At 53.2% G+C, this 23,440-nt stretch carries 24 protein-coding genes and 1 other annotated feature; of the genes, 14 read left to right on the forward strand and 10 right to left on the reverse strand.

Annotated elements, in window-relative coordinates:
• Nucleotides 1-71 precede the first annotated feature (71 nt).
• Entirely contained in the window at nt 72-299 is a 228-nt protein-coding gene (locus A6U95_RS23655) for a DUF2188 domain-containing protein (protein ID WP_000513895.1), read from the forward strand.
• 200 nt (nt 300-499) lie between these two features.
• The gene (locus tag A6U95_RS23660) at nt 500-952 is read left to right on the forward strand and encodes a hypothetical protein (RefSeq protein ID WP_241810721.1); all 453 of its coding nucleotides are present in this window, start codon (nt 500-502) and stop codon (nt 950-952) included.
• Between the two features lie 360 nt (nt 953-1,312).
• Here the strand turns inward: A6U95_RS23660 and A6U95_RS23665 are convergent, their stop codons facing one another.
• Nucleotides 1,313-3,100 carry an adenine deaminase C-terminal domain-containing protein gene (locus A6U95_RS23665; RefSeq protein ID WP_065686280.1) on the reverse strand — a complete coding sequence of 596 codons (1,788 nt, stop codon included), beginning with the start codon at nt 3,098-3,100 and terminating at the stop codon, nt 1,313-1,315.
• Nucleotides 3,101-3,236: 136 nt separating this feature from the next.
• On the opposite strand from A6U95_RS23665, the gene A6U95_RS23670 reads away from it, so the two are divergent.
• Nucleotides 3,237-4,163 carry a LysR family transcriptional regulator gene (locus tag A6U95_RS23670; protein WP_024484393.1) on the forward strand — a complete coding sequence of 309 codons (927 nt, stop codon included), beginning with the start codon at nt 3,237-3,239 and terminating at the stop codon, nt 4,161-4,163.
• Nucleotides 4,164-4,245: 82 nt separating this feature from the next.
• Here the strand turns inward: A6U95_RS23670 and A6U95_RS23675 are convergent, their stop codons facing one another.
• The 3 genes from A6U95_RS23675 to A6U95_RS23685 all read right to left on the reverse strand — a co-directional run bounded on the left by A6U95_RS23675 (nt 4,246) and on the right by A6U95_RS23685 (nt 5,379).
• Entirely contained in the window at nt 4,246-4,449 is a 204-nt protein-coding gene (locus tag A6U95_RS23675) for an HHA domain-containing protein (protein ID WP_021180142.1), read from the reverse strand.
• A gap of 50 nt (nt 4,450-4,499) precedes the next feature.
• Entirely contained in the window at nt 4,500-4,868 is a 369-nt protein-coding gene (tomB, locus tag A6U95_RS23680; protein ID WP_021180141.1) for an Hha toxicity modulator TomB, read from the reverse strand.
• A 157-nt stretch (nt 4,869-5,025) separates the two neighbouring features.
• Nucleotides 5,026-5,379 carry a hypothetical protein gene (locus tag A6U95_RS23685; RefSeq protein WP_065686474.1) on the reverse strand — a complete coding sequence of 118 codons (354 nt, stop codon included), beginning with the start codon at nt 5,377-5,379 and terminating at the stop codon, nt 5,026-5,028.
• Between the two features lie 379 nt (nt 5,380-5,758).
• Here A6U95_RS23685 and A6U95_RS23690 point away from each other — a divergent pair, with 379 nt between their 5' ends.
• The 3 genes from A6U95_RS23690 to A6U95_RS23700 are packed head-to-tail and all read left to right on the forward strand — an operon-like array spanning nt 5,759 to nt 8,211.
• Nucleotides 5,759-6,451 (forward strand): ABC transporter ATP-binding protein, encoded by a 693-nt coding sequence (locus A6U95_RS23690; RefSeq protein WP_065686475.1) that lies wholly within the window; start codon nt 5,759-5,761, stop codon nt 6,449-6,451.
• Nucleotides 6,451-7,308, forward strand: a complete 858-nt coding sequence (locus A6U95_RS23695) for a metal ABC transporter permease (RefSeq protein ID WP_065686281.1) — start codon at nt 6,451-6,453, stop codon at nt 7,306-7,308. Before A6U95_RS23690 ends, A6U95_RS23695 begins: the two co-directional genes overlap by 1 nt.
• Nucleotides 7,309-7,332: 24 nt before the next feature.
• Nucleotides 7,333-8,211 (forward strand): zinc ABC transporter substrate-binding protein, encoded by an 879-nt coding sequence (locus A6U95_RS23700; protein ID WP_065686282.1) that lies wholly within the window; start codon nt 7,333-7,335, stop codon nt 8,209-8,211.
• Between the two features lie 107 nt (nt 8,212-8,318).
• Here A6U95_RS23700 and ykgO read toward each other — a convergent pair whose 3' ends face one another.
• From ykgO to sdeX, 4 genes are all read right to left on the reverse strand, one after another.
• Nucleotides 8,319-8,459, reverse strand: a complete 141-nt coding sequence (gene ykgO / locus A6U95_RS30185) for a type B 50S ribosomal protein L36 (protein ID WP_021805462.1) — start codon at nt 8,457-8,459, stop codon at nt 8,319-8,321.
• 12 nt (nt 8,460-8,471) lie between these two features.
• A complete protein-coding gene (locus A6U95_RS23705; protein WP_065686283.1) occupies nt 8,472-8,729 on the reverse strand; it encodes a type B 50S ribosomal protein L31 in 258 nt (85 codons plus the stop codon).
• 158 nt (nt 8,730-8,887) lie between these two features.
• On the reverse strand, nt 8,888-12,034 hold the full coding sequence (gene acrB, locus A6U95_RS23710; protein ID WP_065686284.1) for a multidrug efflux RND transporter permease subunit AcrB: 3,147 nt from the start codon (nt 12,032-12,034) through the stop codon (nt 8,888-8,890).
• A gap of 17 nt (nt 12,035-12,051) precedes the next feature.
• Nucleotides 12,052-13,233 carry a multidrug efflux RND transporter periplasmic adaptor subunit SdeX gene (gene sdeX / locus A6U95_RS23715; protein ID WP_065686285.1) on the reverse strand — a complete coding sequence of 394 codons (1,182 nt, stop codon included), beginning with the start codon at nt 13,231-13,233 and terminating at the stop codon, nt 12,052-12,054.
• Between the two features lie 142 nt (nt 13,234-13,375).
• Here sdeX and acrR point away from each other — a divergent pair, with 142 nt between their 5' ends.
• The 3 genes from acrR to mscK all read left to right on the forward strand — a co-directional run bounded on the left by acrR (nt 13,376) and on the right by mscK (nt 18,012).
• Complete coding sequence (acrR, locus tag A6U95_RS23720; RefSeq protein WP_065686286.1) at nt 13,376-14,023, forward strand: multidrug efflux transporter transcriptional repressor AcrR; 648 nt, start codon at nt 13,376-13,378, stop codon at nt 14,021-14,023.
• Between the two features lie 21 nt (nt 14,024-14,044).
• Nucleotides 14,045-14,398 (forward strand): DsrE/DsrF/TusD sulfur relay family protein, encoded by a 354-nt coding sequence (locus A6U95_RS23725; RefSeq protein WP_024484402.1) that lies wholly within the window; start codon nt 14,045-14,047, stop codon nt 14,396-14,398.
• A 221-nt stretch (nt 14,399-14,619) separates the two neighbouring features.
• A complete protein-coding gene (mscK, locus tag A6U95_RS23730) occupies nt 14,620-18,012 on the forward strand; it encodes a mechanosensitive channel MscK (RefSeq protein WP_065686287.1) in 3,393 nt (1,130 codons plus the stop codon).
• A gap of 30 nt (nt 18,013-18,042) precedes the next feature.
• Here the strand turns inward: mscK and rsmS are convergent, their stop codons facing one another.
• Both rsmS and A6U95_RS23740 read right to left on the reverse strand, forming a co-directional pair.
• Nucleotides 18,043-18,222 (reverse strand): pleiotropic regulatory protein RsmS, encoded by a 180-nt coding sequence (gene rsmS / locus A6U95_RS23735; RefSeq protein ID WP_021180129.1) that lies wholly within the window; start codon nt 18,220-18,222, stop codon nt 18,043-18,045.
• Between the two features lie 132 nt (nt 18,223-18,354).
• Entirely contained in the window at nt 18,355-18,891 is a 537-nt protein-coding gene (locus A6U95_RS23740; RefSeq protein WP_024484404.1) for a primosomal replication protein, read from the reverse strand.
• 147 nt (nt 18,892-19,038) lie between these two features.
• On the opposite strand from A6U95_RS23740, the gene A6U95_RS23745 reads away from it, so the two are divergent.
• The 5 genes from A6U95_RS23745 (at nt 19,039) to recR (ending at nt 23,399) form a co-directional block, all read left to right on the forward strand.
• Nucleotides 19,039-19,419, forward strand: coding sequence for a DUF454 family protein (locus A6U95_RS23745; protein ID WP_021805456.1), 381 nt, complete (start codon nt 19,039-19,041; stop codon nt 19,417-19,419).
• Between the two features lie 147 nt (nt 19,420-19,566).
• The gene (gene apt / locus A6U95_RS23750; protein WP_021180126.1) at nt 19,567-20,118 is read left to right on the forward strand and encodes an adenine phosphoribosyltransferase; all 552 of its coding nucleotides are present in this window, start codon (nt 19,567-19,569) and stop codon (nt 20,116-20,118) included.
• Between the two features lie 353 nt (nt 20,119-20,471).
• Nucleotides 20,472-22,424: a DNA polymerase III subunit gamma/tau gene (dnaX, locus tag A6U95_RS23755; protein WP_065686288.1), complete on the forward strand. Its 1,953-nt coding sequence runs from the start codon at nt 20,472-20,474 to the stop codon at nt 22,422-22,424.
• Nucleotides 21,757-21,821, forward strand: a sequence feature (DnaX frameshifting element). (Overlaps the previous gene by 65 nt.)
• Before the next feature lie 40 nt (nt 22,425-22,464).
• Complete coding sequence (locus A6U95_RS23760) at nt 22,465-22,794, forward strand: YbaB/EbfC family nucleoid-associated protein (protein WP_021180123.1); 330 nt, start codon at nt 22,465-22,467, stop codon at nt 22,792-22,794.
• Entirely contained in the window at nt 22,794-23,399 is a 606-nt protein-coding gene (gene recR, locus A6U95_RS23765) for a recombination mediator RecR (protein WP_024484410.1), read from the forward strand. Before A6U95_RS23760 ends, recR begins: the two co-directional genes overlap by 1 nt.
• The last annotated feature ends 41 nt before the right edge of the window (nt 23,400-23,440 follow it).

The raw sequence follows: 23,440 nt of genomic DNA on the forward strand, positions 1-23,440 counted from the left end.
CAATATGTAGTATTGAATAATCGGCAATTCCACTATATGCTGATTCTTCCATGGAAATAGAGGGTTCGATAATGGGTAAAGATCAGCATGTTGTTCCTCATGATGGAGGTTGGGCCGTCAAGGGGGCAGGAAACAGTAAAGCGACCTCCGTTCACTCAACAAAGCAATCTGCGGTGGACGCTGCAAGAGGGATTGCTACAAATCAAAAAAGTGAGCTTGTGATCCATAACAAGGATGGCAAGATCGCGAAAAAAGATTCTCATGGCAACGATCCTTGTCCGCCAAAAGACAAGAAGTAGCCCAAAAGGGGCTTAATCGCCCCTTTTAAATTTTTACCGAACAAGAGTTATGAGAGTGCAACAATGCTTAGTTTCGTGTGTTGACTAATATTTCATTCGACGCGATTACTAAAGTGAAATTTATTTAATATGTTATCTTGCTATCTATACCGTTAGGTTATTGTATGTTTGAGCGGATATTAACCAACTAGGAAATCTCGATGATAGACAATCTGTGTTATGAGTTTTTCCGAGAGTTTGCACGCTATGAGTACTGTCTAAAAGCCACTGGTTTTCGATTCAATACCAGAGATGCTAAAGCAAACTGGGATATGTACGCTATGGCGGTTACTCATGTCTTTGAGTCACCAGAAGATCCTGAGCTTAATGCTGCAATCGAATATTTTTTAAATTTCCCTCCCAAAAAACAGGTTGTTAATGATGGTGTGCTTGCATGGGATCAGACTCCCATTGAAGAAAAAATCATCGCAAAAAAAATTTTAATCCTGATACGTCGTGTAAGGAACAACCTCTTTCATGGCGGTAAATTCAACGGTGAATGGTTTGAACCTGAACGCAGTGAGGCACTAATGCGGAATGCACTTATTATTTTAAGAGCTTGCGGGGAAAGTCATCATGAAGTAAGCAAAGCATATGGCGGCATAGCCTGTTAAAGATGTCTTTGAGCCATCCTTTTCGTACGCTTTCATCCAATTCAAGATTTAGCATTCACTTAACGCATATCAGATAAATGTGGACTCCCATTGCTTTACATAGGCTACCGTCATGCTGGTGCTCAATGTAAATCTTATGGCTCTCATCCTACTTCCCCCGACACGTTAACTTGCAAGATTTTGTGCTGGACGGTACTATCGAGAGTGGTACAGTACTGTTGTAGTACTAACATGATAACCAATTGATTAACCAACACAATTTAGTACTAATGGCTGATGGCAGGGCCTCCACCAATTTCTAGCTCTCCCCTCCCCAAATAAAAGCACCGACAATCCGCCGATGCCTTACCTATATGATGTTTATGCCTGGGTTTCCCAGCAGGCAACCAGCGGATCGACGATCTGGCGCGTTGTGCCGTCGGTCAGGCCCAAATCCGTCAGGTGCGGTCCGGCATTGCATGCCAGGCAGGTGCCCTCAATCGCCTTGAACACCCGGTAGGGTGGTTCCCAGTCTGCAACCTTGGCACTCAGATCGCGCAGGTTTTTAAACTGCTGCGCCAGCTGTGCGGCGGGAAGATCGGAAAGCATTCCTGCGATCGGCATGGCTACCTGCGCCAATATTTCACCGTTCTGGCTGAGAGCCATGCCGCCGCCGGTGGCGATCAGCGCGTTGGCGGCCAGCGCCATGTCATGAGGATCGCGGCCTAGCACCACCAGGTTATGTGAATCATGAGAGTAGCTGGTGGCAATCGCCCCCCGTAATTCGCCCCAACCTTCCAGCAATGCCAACTGAGGCTTGGCTGGGTGCCGCGCGTGGCGATGCTGTACCCAAATCAGACTGAACCCCGGCGGGAGCTGTACCTGGCCATCGCGGACTTCTACCGTGGTTTCATTCCATTGGGTGAAACGTGCCCCTTTGATATGGCGCAACGTGGCCTGGCCGTGACGAATGGCCGCAACCCGCATGATGAAGTCATCTGCGACCAATGGTGAAAGATGGAGTGTGTCACGCGGTGCGGATACGCCTGGTGTGGCTTGTACTGGGGCCAGCATTTTGCCCTGCTCTGCCAGACACTGGCCAGCAACGTAAACCCGCCGTGCCTGAAGGTGTTCCAGGGAGTCAAAGACGACCAGATCGGCGATCCTTCCTGCGGCAATCAGGCCCAGATCGTTACGTTGCAAGCGTATGGCGGCATTGAGCGTAGCCATCCGTAGTGCATCGGTGGCCGGTAATCCATGTTCAATCAGCAGATTGAGCAGGGCGATAACGCCGCCTTTCTCCAGCAGCATATCGGGTGGCACATCATCAGTGCAGAGGGTGATTTGGGAGGAGAAGTGCGGCAGAGATTTTAATGCCGCAACAATTTCAGGCAATAGATAAGGATGAGAGCCCCGGATCTCCAGCGTCAGTCCAGAGCGTAGTTTCTCCAGAGCATCGGCAGCAGAGGTCAGCTCATGATCGGAGGTCACGCCTGCAGCCAGATAGGCTTGCAGCTGCGGGCCGCTCAAACCGCGCGCATGGCCTTCAATCAATTTTCCGCTGTTAAGCCCGGCGTTGAGGATCTCCTGCATCCGTTCGCTGCCGTGCAGCACGCCGTGCATATCCATCACTTCCGCCACGCCGCCTACTTCGGGCCAGGCTAGCATGGTATCCATCTCATTACCGCCAAAGTCGGCACCGGACATTTCCAGCCCAGGGGTCGAAGGCACGCTGGAAGGTGCAGCGCAGATCACCCGTAGAGGCAGATTGCGGCTGGCATCTACCGCGTATCGCACTCCCGCAACGCCAAGCACGTTCGCTAGTTCATGAGGATCCCAGAAAATGGTGGTGGTGCCCTGTGCGACGACGATCTCGGCATAGCGTTCTGGCAGCAGATGGGAGCTCTCAACGTGCACATGGGTATCGATCAGACCTGGGCTGAGGTAGGCTCCCGCCAGGTCTTGTGTCCGATGTGCCGTTGGCAAGGAGCCACAAGGATGAACGCTGGCGATCAGTGGGCCGACAATGCCAATATCAACCAGGCGGATTTCCCCGGTAACCATGTCGATCAGGTTGGCATTGGTCAGCAAGAGATCAAATGGCGTATTACCCAGCGCAGCCTGTACGGCACGTTGGCGTTCACCGTTACTGACAGAAATGGTGGTCATGATAATCCCCGGAATAAGAGTAAGGGAGTTACTGTAGGCGGGGGCGTAAGCTTTGCACAGATGATTTAATTTATTGTGTGATAAGAAACGTTTATGCTGTGGCAAACGTTTACCTCTTTTCCTGGCAGGTTAGGCTATGTCCGAGCCATGGCGACGGTTACCCGCGCTTTCCCTCAAGCAAATTCAGTACTTTGTGACCCTGGCGCAGCTACGACATTTCACCGATACCGCCAGCCGTCTGGCCATCAGCCAGCCCGCGTTAAGCAGTGCCCTGCGGCAAGTCGAAACTGTGCTTGGCGGGAAGTTAGTCAATCGAACCGCCTCTGCGGTGACCCTGACGGAACTAGGCACGGCGATCCTGCCGCATGCGCAACGGTTGCTGAATGTGGCTCACGCTACCTTTGATGATATGCAGCGCGTCATGTTGGCCGGAGGGGATGGCACGTTACGTATCGGTCTGGTGCCTTCGGTGAGCAACCTGCTGTTTCCTGCGGTACCGCGATTGCTGGCGCAACATTTCCCGCGTTTACGCGTAGAATTCCACGATCAAACCAATGATTCCCTGCTACTTCAGTTGGAAAATGGGCAGATAGATTTCGGCATTGGGGCTTTGGACAGCTCGGTGCCAGATCGGCTTGAGATTTATCCGTTGCAGGAAGATCCGTTTGTGGCGGTGATGCGCCGGGACGATCCCTTGGCGGATCCACATCATCTGCCCTGGCGGCAATTGGCTAACAGAGATATTGCGGTATTTTCGAAAGGGAATAGCAGTCGATTGGTGTCGGCACTGGCGGAAAGCCATCGTCTGAACTTAACGGCGCGTTATCAGGTTGATTTTCTGGAAACGTTGTATGGTTTGGTGCGGTCACAATTAGCGGTGGCTATTTTGCCTCAGCTTTATACGACGCATTTAAACGATGAAGAATTAACCGTTATTCAATTACAACAGCCATTACTTAGCCGCACTGTGGCACTTATGCGCAGCGCAAAACAAAATCACTCGCCTTTAATTGAAAACTGTTTCCAGTTGCTACTGCACGATTTCCAGCTCAGAGGCAAGTAAACTTGAGTTTTTAAGATAATGCTTAATCTGAGCGACCATTGAAGCCGATAATATTATCGGCCCAACGCAAGGCTACTTTTGATTATCTTACAAATTTCCAAACGGCGACCGGAATTTTATCGTACAGCTTGTTCATGGTCAGTTCGGCCAGGCGATGATCGGCAGCAGAGTAGAACAGCTCTAGCTCATCGTCAGAGAGTTCGTACTTATTTTTCTCAATCACGCGCTCAAGGGTTTCAATCGTGGTGCATTTACGCAAACGCATCAGATAGTCAATTTTTGTCATGATAACCTTTAGTCTTATTAACCATAAAATTATTTGAGGATAATTATCCCCTAAGTTTTCATCGTGGTACAGACGCCCTCTCCTGAGAACAATCTGAATGTGCGCGCCTTGGTTTTTTGCCAGCGACGCAAATCGGAGTCATTAATACCGTAGCTGCTAAACAGGGTGTAGGTATCGTCGAGGTACTCTTCGACCAGTTCCGATAAATCACCTTCGTCCATGTATTTAATTTTAAAACTCATTACAAACGAAGCAATATGTTCGATCAGCTCATTAAGCTGCAGATTGACGGCGGACGTTGGATCGTTAACCCAGCCGTGGTGGCTGTCACCCAAGGTAGCGATGCCTTCGTCGTACAAATTTTCACATAAGAATTTGAGTTGAGCAATATCGTGCCTTTTAGGCGAATACTCATCCATATCATCCCCCGTCAGTCTTAATTTCGGTGTTGATAACACTCTGTGAGTACATTGACTTAACATCATATGCTGTAAAGCTTAGCTCAGGCTTAATAAACTTTCAGCATATTAAATATAAATCATTTTTTGCCATCTAGCTTGTTACTATTACCGAAACTTACAATTCGTCAGCGGTTGATGGCCGTGAGTTGTCGATAATCTCAAACACCAAACCCTTTTCCGCCACGGTAAAAGTGACAGAATCATTTATGTATTCGTCACCACGGATATCCAGGCATGCGTTAAAAATCGACCACTGATAGCGGTAACTCATTGAATACTCGCTATTACTTATGCAGTTAATCTCAATGATTTCTAATGAGCCTTCCACATAGCGTGCATTCTCGGAGTAAAAGCTCAGCCCACTAGTGAGCGCTGGTACCAAGTCAGATAATTGATTACCGACCACTTTTCTTAATTGTTTCACAGAAAGTGTGTCTACTTCGGAACAACGGCTTAGCGTCACTAGCATTTGGATATCTGGTTGTATCACATTCTATGCCTCTATCTTACTCCTTTTCCAGCCTTGATGGGCAAACTTTTCACTCAATAACGCTTTTTTACCCAGCTTTGAGATTTTTACCGTTCGATAGTTCTGCCACTCACCCAGCAGCATCGGCTCGATAGCCTGGAAATGTTACGTTCCGTTGCATTATTCGCACTTGAACGACTTGAGGATCTCTAGTTTGTGTGATGTTATATTATTACATTCATGTACTCTTTTTGGCGATAACCATGCTGTCTTTCCTTCCCGTTACCCTGTTTTCCTCAGCCGCAGTTTTGCGCTGCGGAGCCGTTAGCGTATTGCTGACCTTACTATGGCTAGCCATTGCGTGGGCGGTTGTGCTGCCATGATAACGCTGCAAAATGCCATCGTGGGTTATGACCACACCCCTCTGTTCCCACCGTTATGCGGCCGCTTTGCCGCCGGTTCATTAACGGCGGTGATTGGCGTTAACGGTGCCGGTAAATCTACGCTATTGAAGTCGTTGGCCGGTTTGCATCCGCTGCTGGGCGGCAAGCTACATTTTGCGGGAGGGAAGGCTACGACGATGGCCTATTTGCCACAACTGGCGGAGTTGGATCGTCAATTTCCTATTCTGGTTCAGGATTTGGTCGCTATGGGCTGCTGGCCGCAAAGCGGCCTGTTTGGCGGTGTGAATAAACGCTCTATGCGGCAAATTGCAGATGCGTTAGACACCGTAGGCATGAGTTCAATGGCGCGTGAGGCGGTGGGGGAGCTATCCGGTGGGCAGTTACAACGTGTATTACTTGCCCGTTTACTGGTCCAGCAAGCGCCACTGATTTTACTGGATGAGCCCTTCACCGGCATCGATGCGGCAACCACTCAACTTTTGCTGCAGGTCATTGCGCAGTTACACCGGCAGGGAAGAACGGTGATTGCCGTATTGCACGATATGTCTACCGTAGCCAACCATTTCCCCGAAGCGCTGTTGCTCACCCCCGAACGCTGCCATTGGGATAACGCCGAACTAGTGTTGGCGCATTATTCGACGGCGGCTAATCAGAGGGGGGCCGCGTAATGACGCTACTCCATCTGCTGCTCGATCCTTTTGTCTCTTTCGGTTTTATGCGCCGGGCATTGGTTGCCTGCTTGGCAATATCGCTGAGCGCTGCACCACTAGGGGTGTTTTTATTGCTGCGCCGTATGAGCCTAGTGGGGGATGCGCTTTCCCATGCGGTATTACCTGGAGCAGCAATTGGCTATCTGATTTCAGGCATGTCGCTGGTAGCCATGGGCGTAGGGGGATTTATTGCCGGGTTGGCTGTAGCCATGCTGTCCGGGCTGGTGAGCCGTAAAACCCCGTTAAAAGAGGACGCCAGCTTTGCGGGTTTCTATCTGGGTTCGCTGGCGTTGGGTGTCACGCTGGTCTCTTTACGCGGCTCGAGCGTTGATCTGCTGCACGTACTGTTTGGCTCGATCCTGGCGGTGGATGCGCAGGCGCTGGTTATGGTTGGCATTATCGCCAGTATTTCGCTGATGATGCTGGCAGTGCTGTATCGGGCTCTGGTGATTGAATCCTTTGACAGCACTTTTTTACGCGTCAGTGCGCCAGGCTCACTGGCGTGGATCCACGGGCTTTTTCTCGCCTTGGTGGTGATTAATCTGGTGGCCGGTTTTCAAATCCTTGGCACCCTGATGTCGGTGGGGCTGATGATGCTACCGGCGACCTGCGCCCGGTTCTGGGCACGAGATTTGCCGCAGACATTAGCCGTGGCTATTGGAATTGGGCTGCTCGCCAGCCTGGTTGGTCTGGAGTGGTCCTACTACGCTTCATTGCCCGCAGGCCCGGCGATTGTCCTCAGCGCCAGCGCGATGTTTTTAATGTCGATTTTGTTTGGGACGCGTGGCGGGATGTTGCGCCGTGCGCGTCATTGAGAAGTGCATCTGCAAGGAGAAAATATGAAATCTTTACCCATAACGCTGGTGGCAGCTGCTCTGCTCGCCAGCCCGTTAGCGCAGGCGAAAACCGTTGAGGCCGTGGCCAGCTTTTCTATTCTTGGCGATATCGTCAAACAGGTGGGAGGTGAACATGTGAAGGTCAGCACGTTGGTTGGCCCTGATGGCGATCCGCACAGTTTTGAGCCATCGCCGCAAGACAGCAAGCAGCTGGCACAGGCCGATGTAGTGTTTGTCAGCGGATTGGGGCTCGAAGGTTGGATCGGTCGGTTGGTGAAGGCTTCTGGTTATCAGGGGCCGGTGATCACCGCATCCAAAGGGATCGAGTCGCGCAGCATGGAAGAAGAGGGCAAACAGGTCACCGATCCACACGCCTGGAATAGCATGAATAATGGCGTGCAGTATGCGACCAACGTGATGAATGCGCTGATTGCTGCGGATCCTGAAGATGCCGCCTATTTCCGACAACGTGGTGGTGAATATATTCAACAGCTTCAGCAGCTCGATAATTGGACCAAAGCACAGTTCGCAGCGGTGCCACAGCAAAAACGCAAGGTGCTGACCAGCCATGATGCTTTCGGTTATTTTGGCCAAGAATACGGCGTCACCTTCCTTGCCCCGGTCGGTTTTTCTACCGAGGCAGAAGCCAGCGCCAGCGATGTCGCCGGGTTGATCAAGCAGATCAGGCAGGAAAAAGTCCAAGCCTATTTTATTGAGAACCAAACGGATCCGCGCTTGGTGCAGCAGATCGCGGCAGCAACGGGGGCGAAAGCGGGGGGGGAGTTGTATCCTGAAGCACTATCCAAACCGCAAGGCCCGGCAGCCAGCTATGTGCAGGCGTTTAAACACAACGTTGAGGCCATTGTTGGCAGCATGAAGTAAGTTTTATCCCCACCGCGTACGGTGGGTTTTCTCTTTGCAGTGGCATTCGGCAATAAAAAAGCCCCGTTGAGCAGCAACGGGGCTTTGGCTACCAATGACACTTTGGCTTAACGCTTCTTCTTACGTCCCTGTACCGCTTTATAACGCGGGTTGGACTTACAAATCACAAAGACGCGGCCATGACGGCGCACAACTTTGCAATCCGGATGGCGACCCTTCGCCGAACGCAGTGAACTCAATACTTGCATCATCAACCCCGATTATTTTCTGCTGTTAACCAAATGGCCAAACCGCTGCTGGAAGCGCGCGGTGCTGCCTTCTTTTGAGAACTCTTTCTGCTTGCCGGTGTAGTACGGATGCGAAGCGGAAGAGACATCTATGGTGACGTAGGGCCAGCTTTTACCCTCAAGCTCGATAGTGCGATCGGTTTTGATGGTCGATCCCACCTTGAAGAAGGTATCGGCGCTGAGATCGTGAAATACCACGGTGCGGTAGTCTGGATGGATGCCTGTTTTCATGATGCTCTCAATTGTTATGTTATACTATAACAATAATTATGCACCTCTCTGGGAGCGGGATCAACCCCAAAATAACGTTAATCAGCGTTGGGACTATTGGCTAACTGACAGACATAAAAAAGGCCGCTTGCGCGGCCTTGATTGTCAGCAGGAAAGCATCAGTGATGCTTAACCGGATGGGTGTGTTCCAGATCATCAGTCTTTTTGCTGAAGCGGCGGCGAACCACCACGAAGAACACCGGTACAAAGAAGATAGCCAAGACGGTAGCTGTCACCATCCCGCCCATTACGCCAGTACCTACCGCGTTCTGAGCGCCGGAGCCTGCGCCACTGCTGATAACCAGCGGCATAACCCCGAGGATAAAGGCCAGTGATGTCATCAGGATTGGACGCAGACGCATACGCACCGCTTCCAACGTTGATTCGATCAGCCCTTTACCTTCTTTATCCATCAGGTCCTTGGCGAATTCCACGATTAATATCGCGTTCTTCGCCGACAACCCAATGGTTGTCAACAGGCCTACCTGGAAGTAAACGTCATTTTCCAGCCCGCGCATGGTCGCGGCCAACAGGGCACCGATGACGCCCAGTGGCACAACCAACATAACGGAGAACGGAATCGACCAACTCTCATACAGGGCAGCCAGACACAGGAACACCACGATCAGTGAGATGGCGTACAGTGACGGAGCCTGGTTACCGGACAGACGTTCCTGATAGGACATACCGGTCCAATCATAGCCGACGCCGTTTGGCAGTTTCGCCGCCAACTCTTCCATCATGTCCATCGCTTCACCGGTACTCTTACCCGGTGCAGCCTGGCCAAGGATTTCCATTGATGGCAGACCGTTGTAACGTTCCAGACGCGGTGAACCGTACTCCCATTTTGCCGTGGCGAAGGCGGCGAACGGAACCATCTGCCCGGTGCTACCCCGCACATACCAGTTATTAATATCATCAGGCAGCATACGGAACGGAGCGTCAGCCTGCACGTAAACTTTCTTCACACGACCGCGGTCGATAAAGTCGTTCACATACGAGCCGCCCAGTGCCGTGCCGAGAGTGGTATTAATATCGCTCAGGGAAACGCCCAGCGTCTGTGCTTTCTCCTGATCGACAATCAGTTTGAACTGAGGCGTGTCTTCCAAGCCGTTCGGGCGTACGCCGACCAGCAAATCAGGATGTTCTGCCGCCATGCCTAACAGTTGGTTACGTGCTGCTGTCAGCTTTTCATGACCCAGGTTAGCCTGATCGATCAACTGGAAGTCGAAGCCGGTCGCCGTCCCCAGTTCCACAATCGCTGGCAGGTTAAAGGCAAATACCAAGCCGTCTTTAATCTGCGAGAAAGCTCCCATTGCACGGGCAGCAATTGCCGGCACCTTGTTCTCTTCACCTTTACGCTCAGACCAGTCTTTCAGGCTGACAAACGCCAAACCGGTGTTCTGACCCTGGCCGCTGAAGCCGAAACCATTAACGGTGAACACCGAGTTAATGTTGTCGCCTTCCTTCTCGTGGTAGTAGCGGTTAACTTCGTCCAGGACTTTCTGGGTGCGTTCCTGAGTGGCACCCGCTGGCATTTGTACCATGGTCAGCAGGATGCCCTGGTCTTCGTCCGGCAGGAACGAGGAAGGCAAGCGCATGAACAGCACCGCCATACCAACCACGATCAGCAGGTAGATCACCAGATAACGCCCAGTGCTACGAAGAATGTTCGCTACGCTATCGGTATAGTGGTGGGTGCTCTTCTCAAACAGGCGGTTGAACCAGCCGAAGAAGCCGGTCTTGATGCCGTGATCGCCTTTCGGGATCGGTTTGAGCATGGTGGCACACAGCGCAGGCGTCAGGATCAACGCCACCAATACCGACAGCACCATGGCGGAAACGATGGTAATCGAGAACTGGCGATAGATTGCCCCGGTTGACCCACCGAAGAAGGCCATCGGGATAAATACCGCTGACAGCACCATGGCGATACCCACCAATGCGCCCTGGATCTGTTCCATCGATTTCTTGGTGGCTTCTTTTGGCGGCAGGCCTTCTTCAGCCATGACACGCTCAACGTTTTCTACCACCACGATGGCGTCATCCACCAGCAGGCCTATCGCCAGCACCATGCCGAACATCGTCAGGGTGTTTATCGAGAAGCCAAACATTGCCAGGATGGCAAATGTCCCCAGCAATACTACCGGCACGGCGATCGTTGGGATCAGCGTAGCGCGGAAGTTCTGCAGGAACAGATACATCACCAGGAACACCAGGATGATCGCTTCAATCAGGGTTTTTACCACTTCGTTAATGGAAATCTTAACGAACGGCGTGGTGTCATAAGGGTAAACAACTTTCAGACTTGCAGGGAAGAACGGTTCCAGTTTGGCCAGCTCTGCCTTGACTTCTGCCGCCGTGTTCAGGGCGTTGGCACCGGTTGCCAGCTTGATACCGATACCGGCAGCAGGCTTACCGTTATAACGGGCAATAACGTTGTAGCTCTCACCGCCCAGTTCAACCTTGGCCACATCACTCAGGCGTACCTGCGAGCCGTCCGGGTTGACTTTCAGCTGGATCTTGCTGAATTCTTCCGGCGAGGTCAGGCGGGTTTGCGCGATGATCGAGGCGTTCAGCTGTTGGCCTTTCACCGGTGGAGTCCCACCGAGCTGGCCTGCAGCAACCTGGTTGTTCTGAACCTTGATCGCTGCGATAACATCGCCCGGGGTCAGTTGGTAGTTGTTCAGTTTGTTGGGATCAAGCCAGATACGCATCGCGTACTGGGCACCGAACAGTTGAACGTCACCCACACCAGAGGTACGGCTGATAGGATCCTTGATGTTGGAACCTACATAGTCCGCGATATCCTCTTGCGTCATGCTACCGTCTTCGGAAATAAAGCCCGCGACCATCAGGAAGCTGCTGCTTGATTTCTCAACGCTGACGCCTTGTTGCTGTACTTCTTGTGGCAGCAGCGGCATTGCCAGCTGCAGCTTGTTCTGTACCTGTACCTGAGCGATATCAGGGTCAGTACCAGAGTTGAAGGTCAACGTAATCTGGACGTTACCGGACGAGTCACTGTTGGAGGACATGTACAGCAGGTTATCGATACCGTTCATATTCTGTTCGATAACCTGCGTCACGGTATCCTGCACCGTTTTGGCGTCAGCGCCCGGGTAGTTGGCGGAGATCGTGACTGCTGGTGGCGCAATGGTCGGATATTGCGCGATAGGCAGCTTCATGATCGACAAGATGCCCGCCAACATAATGATGATGGCGATTACCCATGCAAATATGGGGCGATCTATAAAGAACTTAGCCATGTATTACCGGCTCCTTTTTATGACTTCTTCTCGGGTTCAGACGCAGTCTGTGGCTTGCTATCAACTTCTTGCGCTTTCACCTGAACGCCAGGTCTGATTTTCTGCAGGCCAGAAACAATGACGCGATCGCCCGGTTTCAAACCAGCCGTCACCAACCACTTGTCGCCAATTGCCTGCGCGGCGGTCAGCGTACGCACTTCCACTTTATCGTCCGCACCTACAACCATCGCGGTAGCTTCGCCACGCGGGTTACGGGTGACGCCCTGTTGCGGAACCAGCAAGGCATCGGTACGCACGCCTTCGTCCAGACGGGCGCGCACGAACATACCTGGCAGCAAGGCATCGTTCGGGTTAGGGAAAATGGCACGAATAGTGATGGAACCGGTGGTTTCATCAACGGTCACGTCGGAGAATTCCAACGAACCTTCTTGCGCATATTCCTGGCCGTTTTCCAGCAGCAGCTTCACTTTAGCCTTGCCGTTTTCCTGTTTCAGGGTGCCATTAGCCAATTCCTGCTTCAGGCGCAGATAGTCGTTGCTTGACTGGGTCACGTCGACATACATCGGATCCAGTTGTTGCACGGTAGCCAGCGCATTGGCCTGACCGGAAGTCACCAGTGCTCCTTCGGTTACCGATGAAAGGCCGATACGACCAGAGATTGGGGAAGTCACTTTGGTGTAAGCCAGGTTAATACGTGCGGTTTCCACTGCGGCCTTGGCAGCGATCACGGACGCGTTAGCTTGCAGCAGAGTGGAGTTGGCGTTATCGAAATCTTGCTTACTGATGTAGCTGGTACCCAGTAAAGGCTTGTAACGATTGACCGTCAGACGCGCGATTTCTGCCGCGGCCTGGGCTTTGGCCAGATCGCCTTTGGCACTGTCATAAGCGGCTTGATAGGTCGCTGGATCGATTTGATACAGTGAAACACCCGCCTTGATGTCGCTGCCTTCAGTAAAGTTGCGTTTCAGGATGATGCCACTAACCTGAGGGCGAACTTCGGCGATGCGGTATGCTGCGGTACGACCAGGAAGATCGGTAGTAATATTGAGAGGTTCAGCCTTCAGCGTCACCACACCCACGGCAGGAGCCTGGTGTTGGGCCTGTTGCTGGGTTTCTTTATCATTACATCCTGTAAGCACTAAGCTGCCTGAAAGCATCAGAACTGCCGCCAGAGGCGTTAACCCTCTGTTTTTGTTCATAGAAAAACCTCAAGTGTCCGATTTCAAATTGATCAATGGATCACAAGCTTTAAAACCCATTGCTGCGTTAATTTTATCTGCGTGCTATGGTACATACATTCGCGAATGTATGTAAATCACACTCCCTGTAAAAAACAACAGCATGGCACGAAAAACCAAACAGCAGGCGCAAGAAACACGACAGCAGATCCTTGACGCTGCGGTGAGGGAATTCTCTGAACGTGGCGTATCAGCAACCTCACTGACAGATATCGCCACCGCTGCAGGGGTGACACGTGGTGCAATTTACTGGCACTTCAAGAACAAGGTAGACCTGTTTAATGAAGTTTGGGAGCTATCAGAGTCGAAAATAGGCGACCTGGAGATAGAGTATCAGGCAAAGTATCCCGATAATCCACTGCGTATTTTAAGAGAAATTCTGATTTATATTCTGACCGCTACGGTCGATGACTGTCGGCGCCGGGCATTGATGGAGATCGTGTTCCATAAATGCGAATTTATCGGTGAAATGATGCCGTTACATGACGCTCGCAAGGTGCTTTATCTTGAAGGCTATGATCGTATCGAACGCGTTTTACGCAATAGTATGGAGCAGGGGCAACTCCCTGCCGATCTGCATACTCGCCGGGCCGCAATCATCCTGCGTGCTTACATCACCGGCCTGATGGAGAACTGGCTGTTTATGCCGGAAAGCTTTGATCTCAAAGCCGAGGCGAGTATCTTGGTCGACAGCTTCCTCGAAATGGCGCAGCTTAGCCCTTCTTTACGCGTGAACGCGCCAGCCCGCTAGACCTCGATAAGGAGAATCCCAATGTCATCTCTGTTACTGATTGCCAACGGTGCGGCTTATGGCCAGGAATCGTTGTTCAATGCGCTACGTCTGGCGATCACCCTGAAAGAACAGCAGCCCGAGCTGCAGTTGAAACTGTTTTTGATGTCCGATGCTGTCGTGGCGGGCATTGCCGGGCAGCAGCCGCGTGAAGGCTATCATTTGCAGCAGATGCTGGAAATTCTGACGGCGCAGCAGGTGCCGGTCAAACTGTGTAAAACCTGTGCCGATGCCCGTGGCGTCAGCCAACTGAAGCTGGCCGATGGCGTAGAAATTGGCACACTGGTGGAATTGGCCCAGTGGACGCTGGCGGCGGAGAAGGTGCTGACTTTCTAATTCACAACGGTACGCTACATATCTACATATGCCCTATGGATTTCGAGCTACAGCTAGGCGTTACTATTGTAAGTGGCTGGGGTTAACGCTCACAGGTAACAACGCTGTAGCTTAAAAGACGACGGGGATTTGCGGTTCATCATCTGCAACGCTTTTATTATTCATCGCCAACCTGCGATCGTGATAACCTTGACGCTTCATTGTTAAACCGACGCTAAATCATGAGTCGCAGGCGTATTCTCCCCGTAGTCCAAACTGTTTCCCTGTCTTACGCTGCGGGCCAATTCCGCATTATTACGCTATGGTTTTTGTTGTTGGCGGCGCTGGTTCTGCCTTTGGGCGCGTTCGCGGCACAGAGCAGCGATCTTCCTGCGCGCAGCGACATTCAGAGCCAGATAGAGGCGCTGAACAAGCAAAAAAACCTGACGCCGGTCGAAAAACAATCCCTGCAGGATTTAACCCGCACGATGGAGTTGCTTGACGGCCTCGATCGCACCAAGCAAGAGCTCAATCAGCTTAAACAGCAGGTTCAGCAGGCACCGGCCAAATTACAGCAGGTCACGCGAGATCTGGAATCGCTGAAGAACCCGGCTGATGAAGCGGTAACGCGAGCCGAATTGTTGCCGCTTTCCCTGCGTCAGTTGGAAAGCCGCCTGTACCAAACGTTGGACGAACTGCAGGACACCCAGGAAAGCCTCTCGACCTACAACAGCCAGCTCATCTCACTACAGACCCAGCCCGAACGTGTGCAAAGCAGTATGTACACTGCATCCCAGCGCCTGCAGGAAATCCGTAACCTCCTTAGCGATCGTGCGCCTGGGCAAGAGGTGTTACGCAACACCCAACAGGTCATGCTCAATACGGAGCAGGTGTTGCTGAATGACGAGATAGACCTGCAGCGCAGAAGGCTAGAGGCCAATACCACGCTACAAGATCTACTCCAGAAACAGCGCGATTACACCACTATGAACATCGACGCCCTGGATCGTCGGGTGCAGGTATTACAGGATGTGGTAAACAGCAAACGGCTGACGCTGTCGGAAAAAACGGCGAAAGAGGCGCAGAACCCGGAGGATGCCAGCGATATCCAGAGCGACAAACTGGTGAGCAAAGAGCTGAACATCAACCGGCAAATCAGCCAGCGGCTGATCACCGCCACGCAAGAGAGTAATACCCTGTTCCAGCAAAATATTCAGGTGAAAAACTGGCTCGATCGCGGCCTGCAATCAGAACAAAACCTGAAAGAGCAGATCCAGGTGCTGAAGGGGAGTCTGGTGCTGTCGCGCATTCTTTATCAGCAGCAGCAAAACCTGCCGCCGGGTACGCTGGTAGCGGATATGAGTACCCATATTGCGGACTTACGGCTGGAGCAGTTTGAGATCAACCAGCAGCGCGATGAGTTGTTCAAAGGTGATGACTTCATCAACAAACTGGTGGCGGACAGTAAGGAAAAGGCCAGCGGTGACGTGCTTGATGCGTTGAATGAAATTGTCGATATGCGCCGTGAGCTGCTCGATCAACTGAATAAACAGCTCAATAACCAACTGTCGTTGGCTATCAACCTGCAGATTAATCAGCAGCAACTGACCAGCGTCTATAGCTCGGTACAGGACACGCTGACCCAGCAGATTTTCTGGGTTAACAGCAACAAACCGATCGATTTCGCTTGGCTCAAGGGGTTGCCTGGCGCGGTGAAAGAGCAGCTGGCCGGGCTGGATTTTAAATTCGAACCCGGGCAGTTGCTGTTGGGCGGGCTGCATGCCCTGGTGTTCCTGATCCCATTGCTGGTAGTGATTGGCCTACTTCGCTGGCGCTACCGCCTGATTGACAGGCATTTGCAAAAGCTTGCCAATGATGTCGGCCAGCTAAAGCGCGATAGCCAGCTGCATACGCCGAAAGCCATTCTGCTCACCTTATTAAAGGTGTTACCGGGTTCTTTACTGCTGCTCGGTGCCGGGTTCTGGTTCTATCGGGCCGATTTCAGCATCAGCGACTTTATCTGGGCCTTGTCACAACAGCTGGCGCTGTTCTGGTTGGTATTTGGCTTCACTTTCCGCATGCTGGCCCCTGGTGGTATTTCGCAGCGGCATTTTACTATCCCGGCCGATCGTTGTGCGCACTATCGCCGCCAGACCCTCAGATTGGGGCTGGCCCTGTTACCGCTGATCTTCTGGTCAGTACTGGGTGAAAAAGCTCCGCTGAGATTGGTCGAAGATGTTATTGGCCAGGTGGTGGTGATCCTGACGTTGGCGCTATTAGCGGTACTGGTGTTTCCCATCTGCCGCGACCATTGGCGAGAAAAAGACTCCCATAAAGTGCGGTTGCTGATGGTCACCGCGCTGGCTGCCACACCGGTGATCCTGTTAGGGCTGATGTTTGCCGGTTATTTCTATACCACGTTACGTTTGGCTGGTCGTTGGATCGATAGCCTGTATCTGTACTTCCTGTGGAATATCGTTTACCTGGCAGCGATCCGTGGCCTGAGCGTCGCTGCTCGTCGGTTGGCCTATCGCCGTGCCCTGGCGCGCCGCCAAAACCAGGCCAAAGAGAAAGAGGGGGCCGAAGGCAACGAGCCGGTAGAGGAACCCCCACTGGCGCTGGATCAAATCAACCAGCAGTCGCTGCGTTTGACCACCATGGTGCTGTTTCTGATCTTCGCCAGTGCGTTTTATGCGATATGGTCGGATCTGGTAACGGTGATCTCCTACCTCGACAGCGTTACCCTATGGCATTACTCCAGCAGCGTGGCGGGCAGTGTGATACCGCAGGCGGTAACGCTGGGCAATATGATGGTGGCCGTCCTGGCGGTGATCGTCGCTTACGTCATGACGCGTAACCTGCCGGGTTTGCTGGAAGTGCTGGTGTTATCCCGCCTGCAGCTGCGGCAGGGGGCTTCTTACGCCATCACCACCATTCTGACCTATCTGATCACGGCGGTGGGGACCATCACTGCGTTAGGATCGCTGGGCGTCTCTTGGGACAAACTTCAGTGGCTGGTGGCGGCGCTGTCGGTAGGTTTGGGCTTCGGTTTGCAGGAAATCTTTGCCAACTTCGTTTCCGGCCTGATCATCCTGTTTGAACGCCCGGTGCGGATCGGCGATACCATCACCATCGGCACATACTCCGGGACGGTCAGCAAGATCCGTATTCGCGCTACCACCATTACGGACTTTGACCGTAAAGAAGTGATCATTCCTAACAAAGCGTTTGTCACTGAACGGCTGATTAACTGGTCACTGTCTGACACCATTACCCGCGTGCTGATTAAAGTGGGGGTGGCCTATGGCTCTGATCTGGACAAGGTCAAGGCGTTGCTGTTGCAAGCTGCGCATGAAAACCCGCGCGTGATGACGGATCCTGAGCCGATGGTCTTTTTCCTCAACTTTGGCGCCAGCACGCTGGATCATGAGCTGCGGTTGTACGTGCGTGAGCTGCGTGATCGCAGCTATACCGTGGATGAATTGAATCGGGCGATTGACCGCCTATGCCGTGAGAACGACATTAATATCGCCTTCAACCAGTTGGAAGTGTACCTGCATAACCAGCAGGGCAACGAAGTGCAGGAGGTCAAGCGGACTCAGGTTCCAGGCATCGGTGATCAACCTGCGGTGTAGGAACCTGACGATAACGCTAGCGGGCCATGATCATTGGCCCGCGGGCAAATACGGTGAGGTAATGCCCGCACGCTGCATCTTTTCCTGATAGTCTTTTCTGACAATGTCCAGCGCGGCCAACGCCGTTGCCGGATCGATCTCGTTGCATTCCAGCAGGTAAATCAAGTCTACCGCCAGTTGTAATTCTGGGGAGGCATTCTCTAGCGACATAAGTCCAACGTTTGTGTTAGTAAAGGGATCTTCCCGTGTTTTAAACGCAGGAGAGACGAGATTGTGCTTGGGCTGAGTATAGTGAACCTGGCGCGGGGAGGGGAATAATCATTAAAATAATGTGACAAATATTCAAAAACCGTTTTCTTTTCGCTCGATACTGCGCTCTATGCGCGCCAGCGCTTGCCGACAACGCACTAATCTGCCCTCAAATGCGGCCAGTTCCTGTTGTAATTTCTTCTGCGCGGCGAAGGTGGTTTGTTGCCCTAACAGACTTTCGCGGTCCTGGATCATGGCGATCAAGCGGCGTTCATAATCCTGATGTTCGGCGAGCTTATGGTACAAATCGACCACAGCCACTTCCTTCGGCTGATTTTTACGCCGTATTGTCTGGGTCGCCATTTCGCGCTGTAACGCGGTGAGCTGTGCAACCAGCTTTTCCGCCAGAAAGGCGACATGAGCGGTACGGTTGTCTTTTACCGCCGTTTGTAGCTGGGCAAAGTTCTTTTGTATCTCGGCCAGATAATCTCGTAACCGCGTGCCGTGGTTGGAGAACAGGGCAACGTCAAACCGCGCCTGCGAGATAGGGGTATCACCTCGCGGTTGGATTTCGCTGGCCAGGGCGGCGATCTGTTGTTCAAGCGCCTGTAATAAGCGGTGCGTAGTCACGTGAGATCCTTCGATAAGGCAGTAAGTGTCTAAGCTTGCCCGTGAAAGAGAGATGAGACAAGCTTCGGATGGATAAAGCCGCCAACTGGCAGCATTATGGCCAAGGATGCTACAGTTAACGGGCCATCATGATAGGTAAGGACAGGCATGACTCGTTGGTTGTTGATTATACTGGGTTGGTTAGCCGTAGTGCTGGCAACGTTGGGCGTGGTGCTGCCACTGCTGCCAACGACCCCATTTCTGTTACTGGCTGCCTGGTGCTTTGCACGTTCTTCACCGCGTTTTCATCATTGGTTGCTGTATCGCTCCTGGTTCGGTTCTTATTTGCGTCATTGGCAACAGCATAAGGCGTTACCGCCTGGAGCCAAGTGGAAAGCGGTGCTGGTCATTGTCGTGACGTTTGCCGCTTCCCTCTGGTTGGTGAACCTTTGGTGGGTGCGAGGTGTACTGCTGGCGATCCTGGTTATTTTGCTGACCTTTATGCTCCGGCTGCCAGTTATTGACCTGCCGCAACAAAAACAGCGCTGATCGTGCGGCGTCAGTTGCATTTATCCGCCTTTTTGCATAGATTTGGGCGTTTTCGTGCGCAGGTTTCCTCCCGACGTTTTTTTGTTCAAAGCGTGGTAGTTGAAGGCCTGTGTGGAAGTTATCAGGTAGTTTTATCAGGCAATAACTATGACCGCGACTGCGCAACAGCTTCAGTATATTAGAGACAGTATCAAAACCATTCCCGACTACCCGAAGCCGGGTATTCTGTTCCGTGATGTGACCAGCCTGTTGGAAAACCCGCTGGCGTATGCTTCCAGTATTGAACTGCTGGTCGAACGTTACCGCGATACGGGCGTCACCAAGGTGGTGGGTACTGAAGCGCGTGGTTTCCTGTTCGGCGCACCGGTGGCGTTGGCGCTGGGCGTTGGCTTTGTGCCGGTACGCAAACCGGGCAAATTGCCGCGTGCGACGCTGAGCGAAAGCTATGAGCTGGAATACGGCACCGACAAGTTGGAAATTCACACTGATGCCATCGTTGCTGGCGACAAAGTGCTGGTCGTTGACGATCTGCTGGCCACCGGTGGCACGATTGAAGCCACCGCCACGCTGATCCGCCGTTTGGGTGGTGAAGTGACAGACGCGGCATTTATCATCAACCTGCCGGACCTCGGGGGCGAAACGCGCCTGAATAATCTGGGTATTAATTGCTACTGCCTGCTCGACTTCGCTGGGCATTGATACCTTCGATAGACAACCCCGTGGTTCGCTGCGGGGTTGACGTATAACCACGACTTCCCCGTATTCTCCGCTGTATTCTGACATTTTCTGTTTCGCCCCCATCAGTTCCTTGCTAAAAATGCCAAAGCGCTCCCTATCTTGACGGGCTAACAAGTTTGCACCTGACAGGCATGATGCAAAGTTATAGGAATGACGGCGGGCGTACTGTTACACTAAAGTGTGCGTGGCCATCGGACGATAAAGGGTATCGGTTCAACCTCGGTACCCAGCAGGCCGCCCACATGGCAATGTCCTTGACGTTGTGATGTACTACTTGGGTTGAAATTACTCCATAAATCAGTGATGAAGTCTTAATGAGCTATCAGGTTCTTGCCCGTAAGTGGCGCCCCCAAACGTTTGCAGAGGTTGTCGGACAAGAGCATGTCCTGACGGCGCTGGCTAATGGCCTCTCTCTGGGGCGGATCCATCACGCCTATCTGTTCTCCGGCACGCGCGGCGTGGGTAAAACCACCATTGCACGGCTGCTGGCCAAAGGTTTGAACTGCGAAACAGGCATCACCGCGACGCCCTGCGGCCAATGTGATAACTGCCGTGAGATCGAGCAGGGGCGCTTTGTTGATCTGATCGAGATCGATGCCGCCTCCAGAACCAAAGTGGAAGATACTCGCGATCTGCTCGATAACGTGCAATACGCCCCGGCGCGTGGCCGTTTCAAGGTCTACCTGATCGATGAAGTCCACATGCTCTCGCGCCACAGCTTCAATGCGTTGCTGAAAACGCTGGAAGAGCCGCCTGCGCACGTCAAGTTCCTATTGGCAACCACCGATCCGCAGAAGCTGCCGGTCACTATTCTTTCCCGCTGCCTGCAATTCCATCTTAAAGCGATGGACGTGGAACAGATCCGCACGCAGTTGGAAACCGTCTTGCTGGCAGAGCACATCACCAGCGATGCCCGCGCGTTGCAACTGTTGGCGCGCGCCGCCGATGGCAGTATGCGTGATGCCCTCAGCCTGACCGACCAGGCGATTGCCATGGGGCAAGGGCAGGTGACGACCGACACCGTCAGCCAGATGCTAGGGACGTTGGATGATGAGCAGCCGCTGGCCATCCTGGAAGCCCTGGTGAGTGCCGACGGCGAAAAAGTGATGGCGCAGGTCGCCCAGGCAGCGTCACGCGGTGTGGATTGGGAAAACCTGCTGGTGGAAACACTGGCGCTGCTGCACCGCATTGCGATGGTGCAACTGCTGCCCGCAGTGCTGGATAACCACTATGCTGCGATTGAGCAGCGGTTACGCGAGCTTGCGCGCACCCTGCCGCCAACGGACGTACAGCTTTACTACCAAACCTTGCTGGTTGGCCGCAAAGAGCTGGCCTATGCCCCGGATCGCCGTATGGGCGTTGAGATGACCCTGCTACGCGCGCTGGCGTTTCACCCAAAAGCGGTGATCCCAGAGCCGGTGGCCATGGTGCAGATCGCGCCGGCGCAGCCGCAGGGGAATATGGCTGTTGCGCCACCTTCTGCCTATCCAGATGCCCCGCCCCCCTTAGGGCAGGCTGCGCCGCCGCAGAATACTCAACCAACAAATTTACCGGATGCTACCGCGCAGCTACTTAAAGCGCGAACCCAGTTGCTGCGGCAACAGGGGGCATCCACCGCAAAAAAGAATGAGCCGGCGGCGCCAGGAATAGCGCGGCCGGCTAACTCGGCACTAGAGCGTTTAGCCTCGGTAACCGAACGCAGCCAGAAGCGTCAGGCCGAAAAGATCGTGACGGAGAAACCGGCCAAGCCGGAGGCTTATCGCTGGCGCGCGCTTACCGAACCAGAAGTCGTGCCGGAACCGCTGGCCACGCCAAAAGCGTTGCGTACGGCGCTCGAACATGAAAAAACGCCTGAGCTGTCGGCTAAACTGGTGGTTGAGTCCATCGAACGCGATCCTTGGGCGGCAGAGATCGACCAGCTAAAAATACCGAAACTGGTGCAGCAACTGGCGCTAAATGCCTTTAAGCAGCAACTGGCACCAGACAGTATTTGTCTCCACCTGCGGTCTTCGCAGCGTCATCTGAATTCGCCTTCGGCGCAGAAGACGCTTGCACAGGCACTCAGTGAGTTACATGGCCGCACGGTTGAACTCAGCGTGGTGGAAGACGATAATCCGGCGGAGCGGACTCCGCTGGAGTGGCGGCAAGCCATTTATGAAGAAAAACTGGCACAGGCTCGCCAGTCCATCGTTGCGGATACCAATATCCAGACCCTGCGTCGGTTCTTCGATGCAGATCTGGATGAAGAGAGTATTCGCCCTATTTAACGCGGCGCACAGTGCGCGGCCAATGCAATGAGAGACGACTATGTTTGGTAAAGGCGGTATGGGTAACCTGATGAAGCAAGCCCAGCAAATGCAGGAAAAGATGCAGCAGATGCAGGAAGAAATTGCCAAATTGGAAGTGACTGGTGAATCCGGCGCAGGCCTGGTGAAAGTGACCATCAACGGGGCGCATAACTGCCGCCGGGTTGAAATCGACCCAAGCCTGATGGAAGACGACAAAGAGATGCTGGAAGATCTGATCGCTGCTGCTTTCAATGACGCAGCACGTCGCATCGAAGAAACCCAGAAAGAGAAGATGGCGTCGGTTTCCAGCGGGATGCAGTTGCCGCCAGGCTTTAAGATGCCGTTCTGATGCAAACCAGCCCGCTCCTTGAATCATTGATGGAGGCACTGCGCTGCCTGCCGGGCGTTGGCCCGAAGTCGGCGCAGCGTATGGCGTTCCAACTGCTGCAGCGCGATCGCAGCGGCGGGATGCGGCTGGCACAGGCGCTGACCCGTGCCATGTCGGAGATCGGCCACTGTGCCGATTGCCGTACCTTCACCGAGCAGGATACCTGCACCATCTGCAATAATGTGCGCCGCCAGCAAAACGGCCAGATTTGCGTAGTGGAGAGCCCGGCGGATATTCACGCCATCGAGCAGACCGGCCAGTTTGCCGGGCGCTACTTTGTGCTGATGGGCCATCTGTCACCGTTAGACGGCATTGGCCCTGGCGATATCGGCCTGGATCGGTTGGAGCAACGGCTGGAGAAGGAAACCATCACCGAAGTGATCCTGGCCACCAACCCGACGGTGGAAGGGGACGCTACGGCCAACTACATCGCCGAGATGTGTGGCCAATATGGCGTACTTGCCAGCCGCATTGCCCACGGAGTTCCGGTAGGTGGTGAACTGGAAATGGTGGACGGCACCACGCTGTCGCACTCCCTGGCCGGACGCCACGCGATCAAATTCTGATGATTCTGTACGGGGCAGCCCTCTGCCCCGTAATTCAGTTG

Origin of the sequence: Serratia sp. 14-2641 (assembly GCF_001692375.1) — a bacterium.
Taxonomy (GTDB): Bacteria; Pseudomonadota; Gammaproteobacteria; order Enterobacterales; family Enterobacteriaceae; genus Chania; species Chania fonticola_C.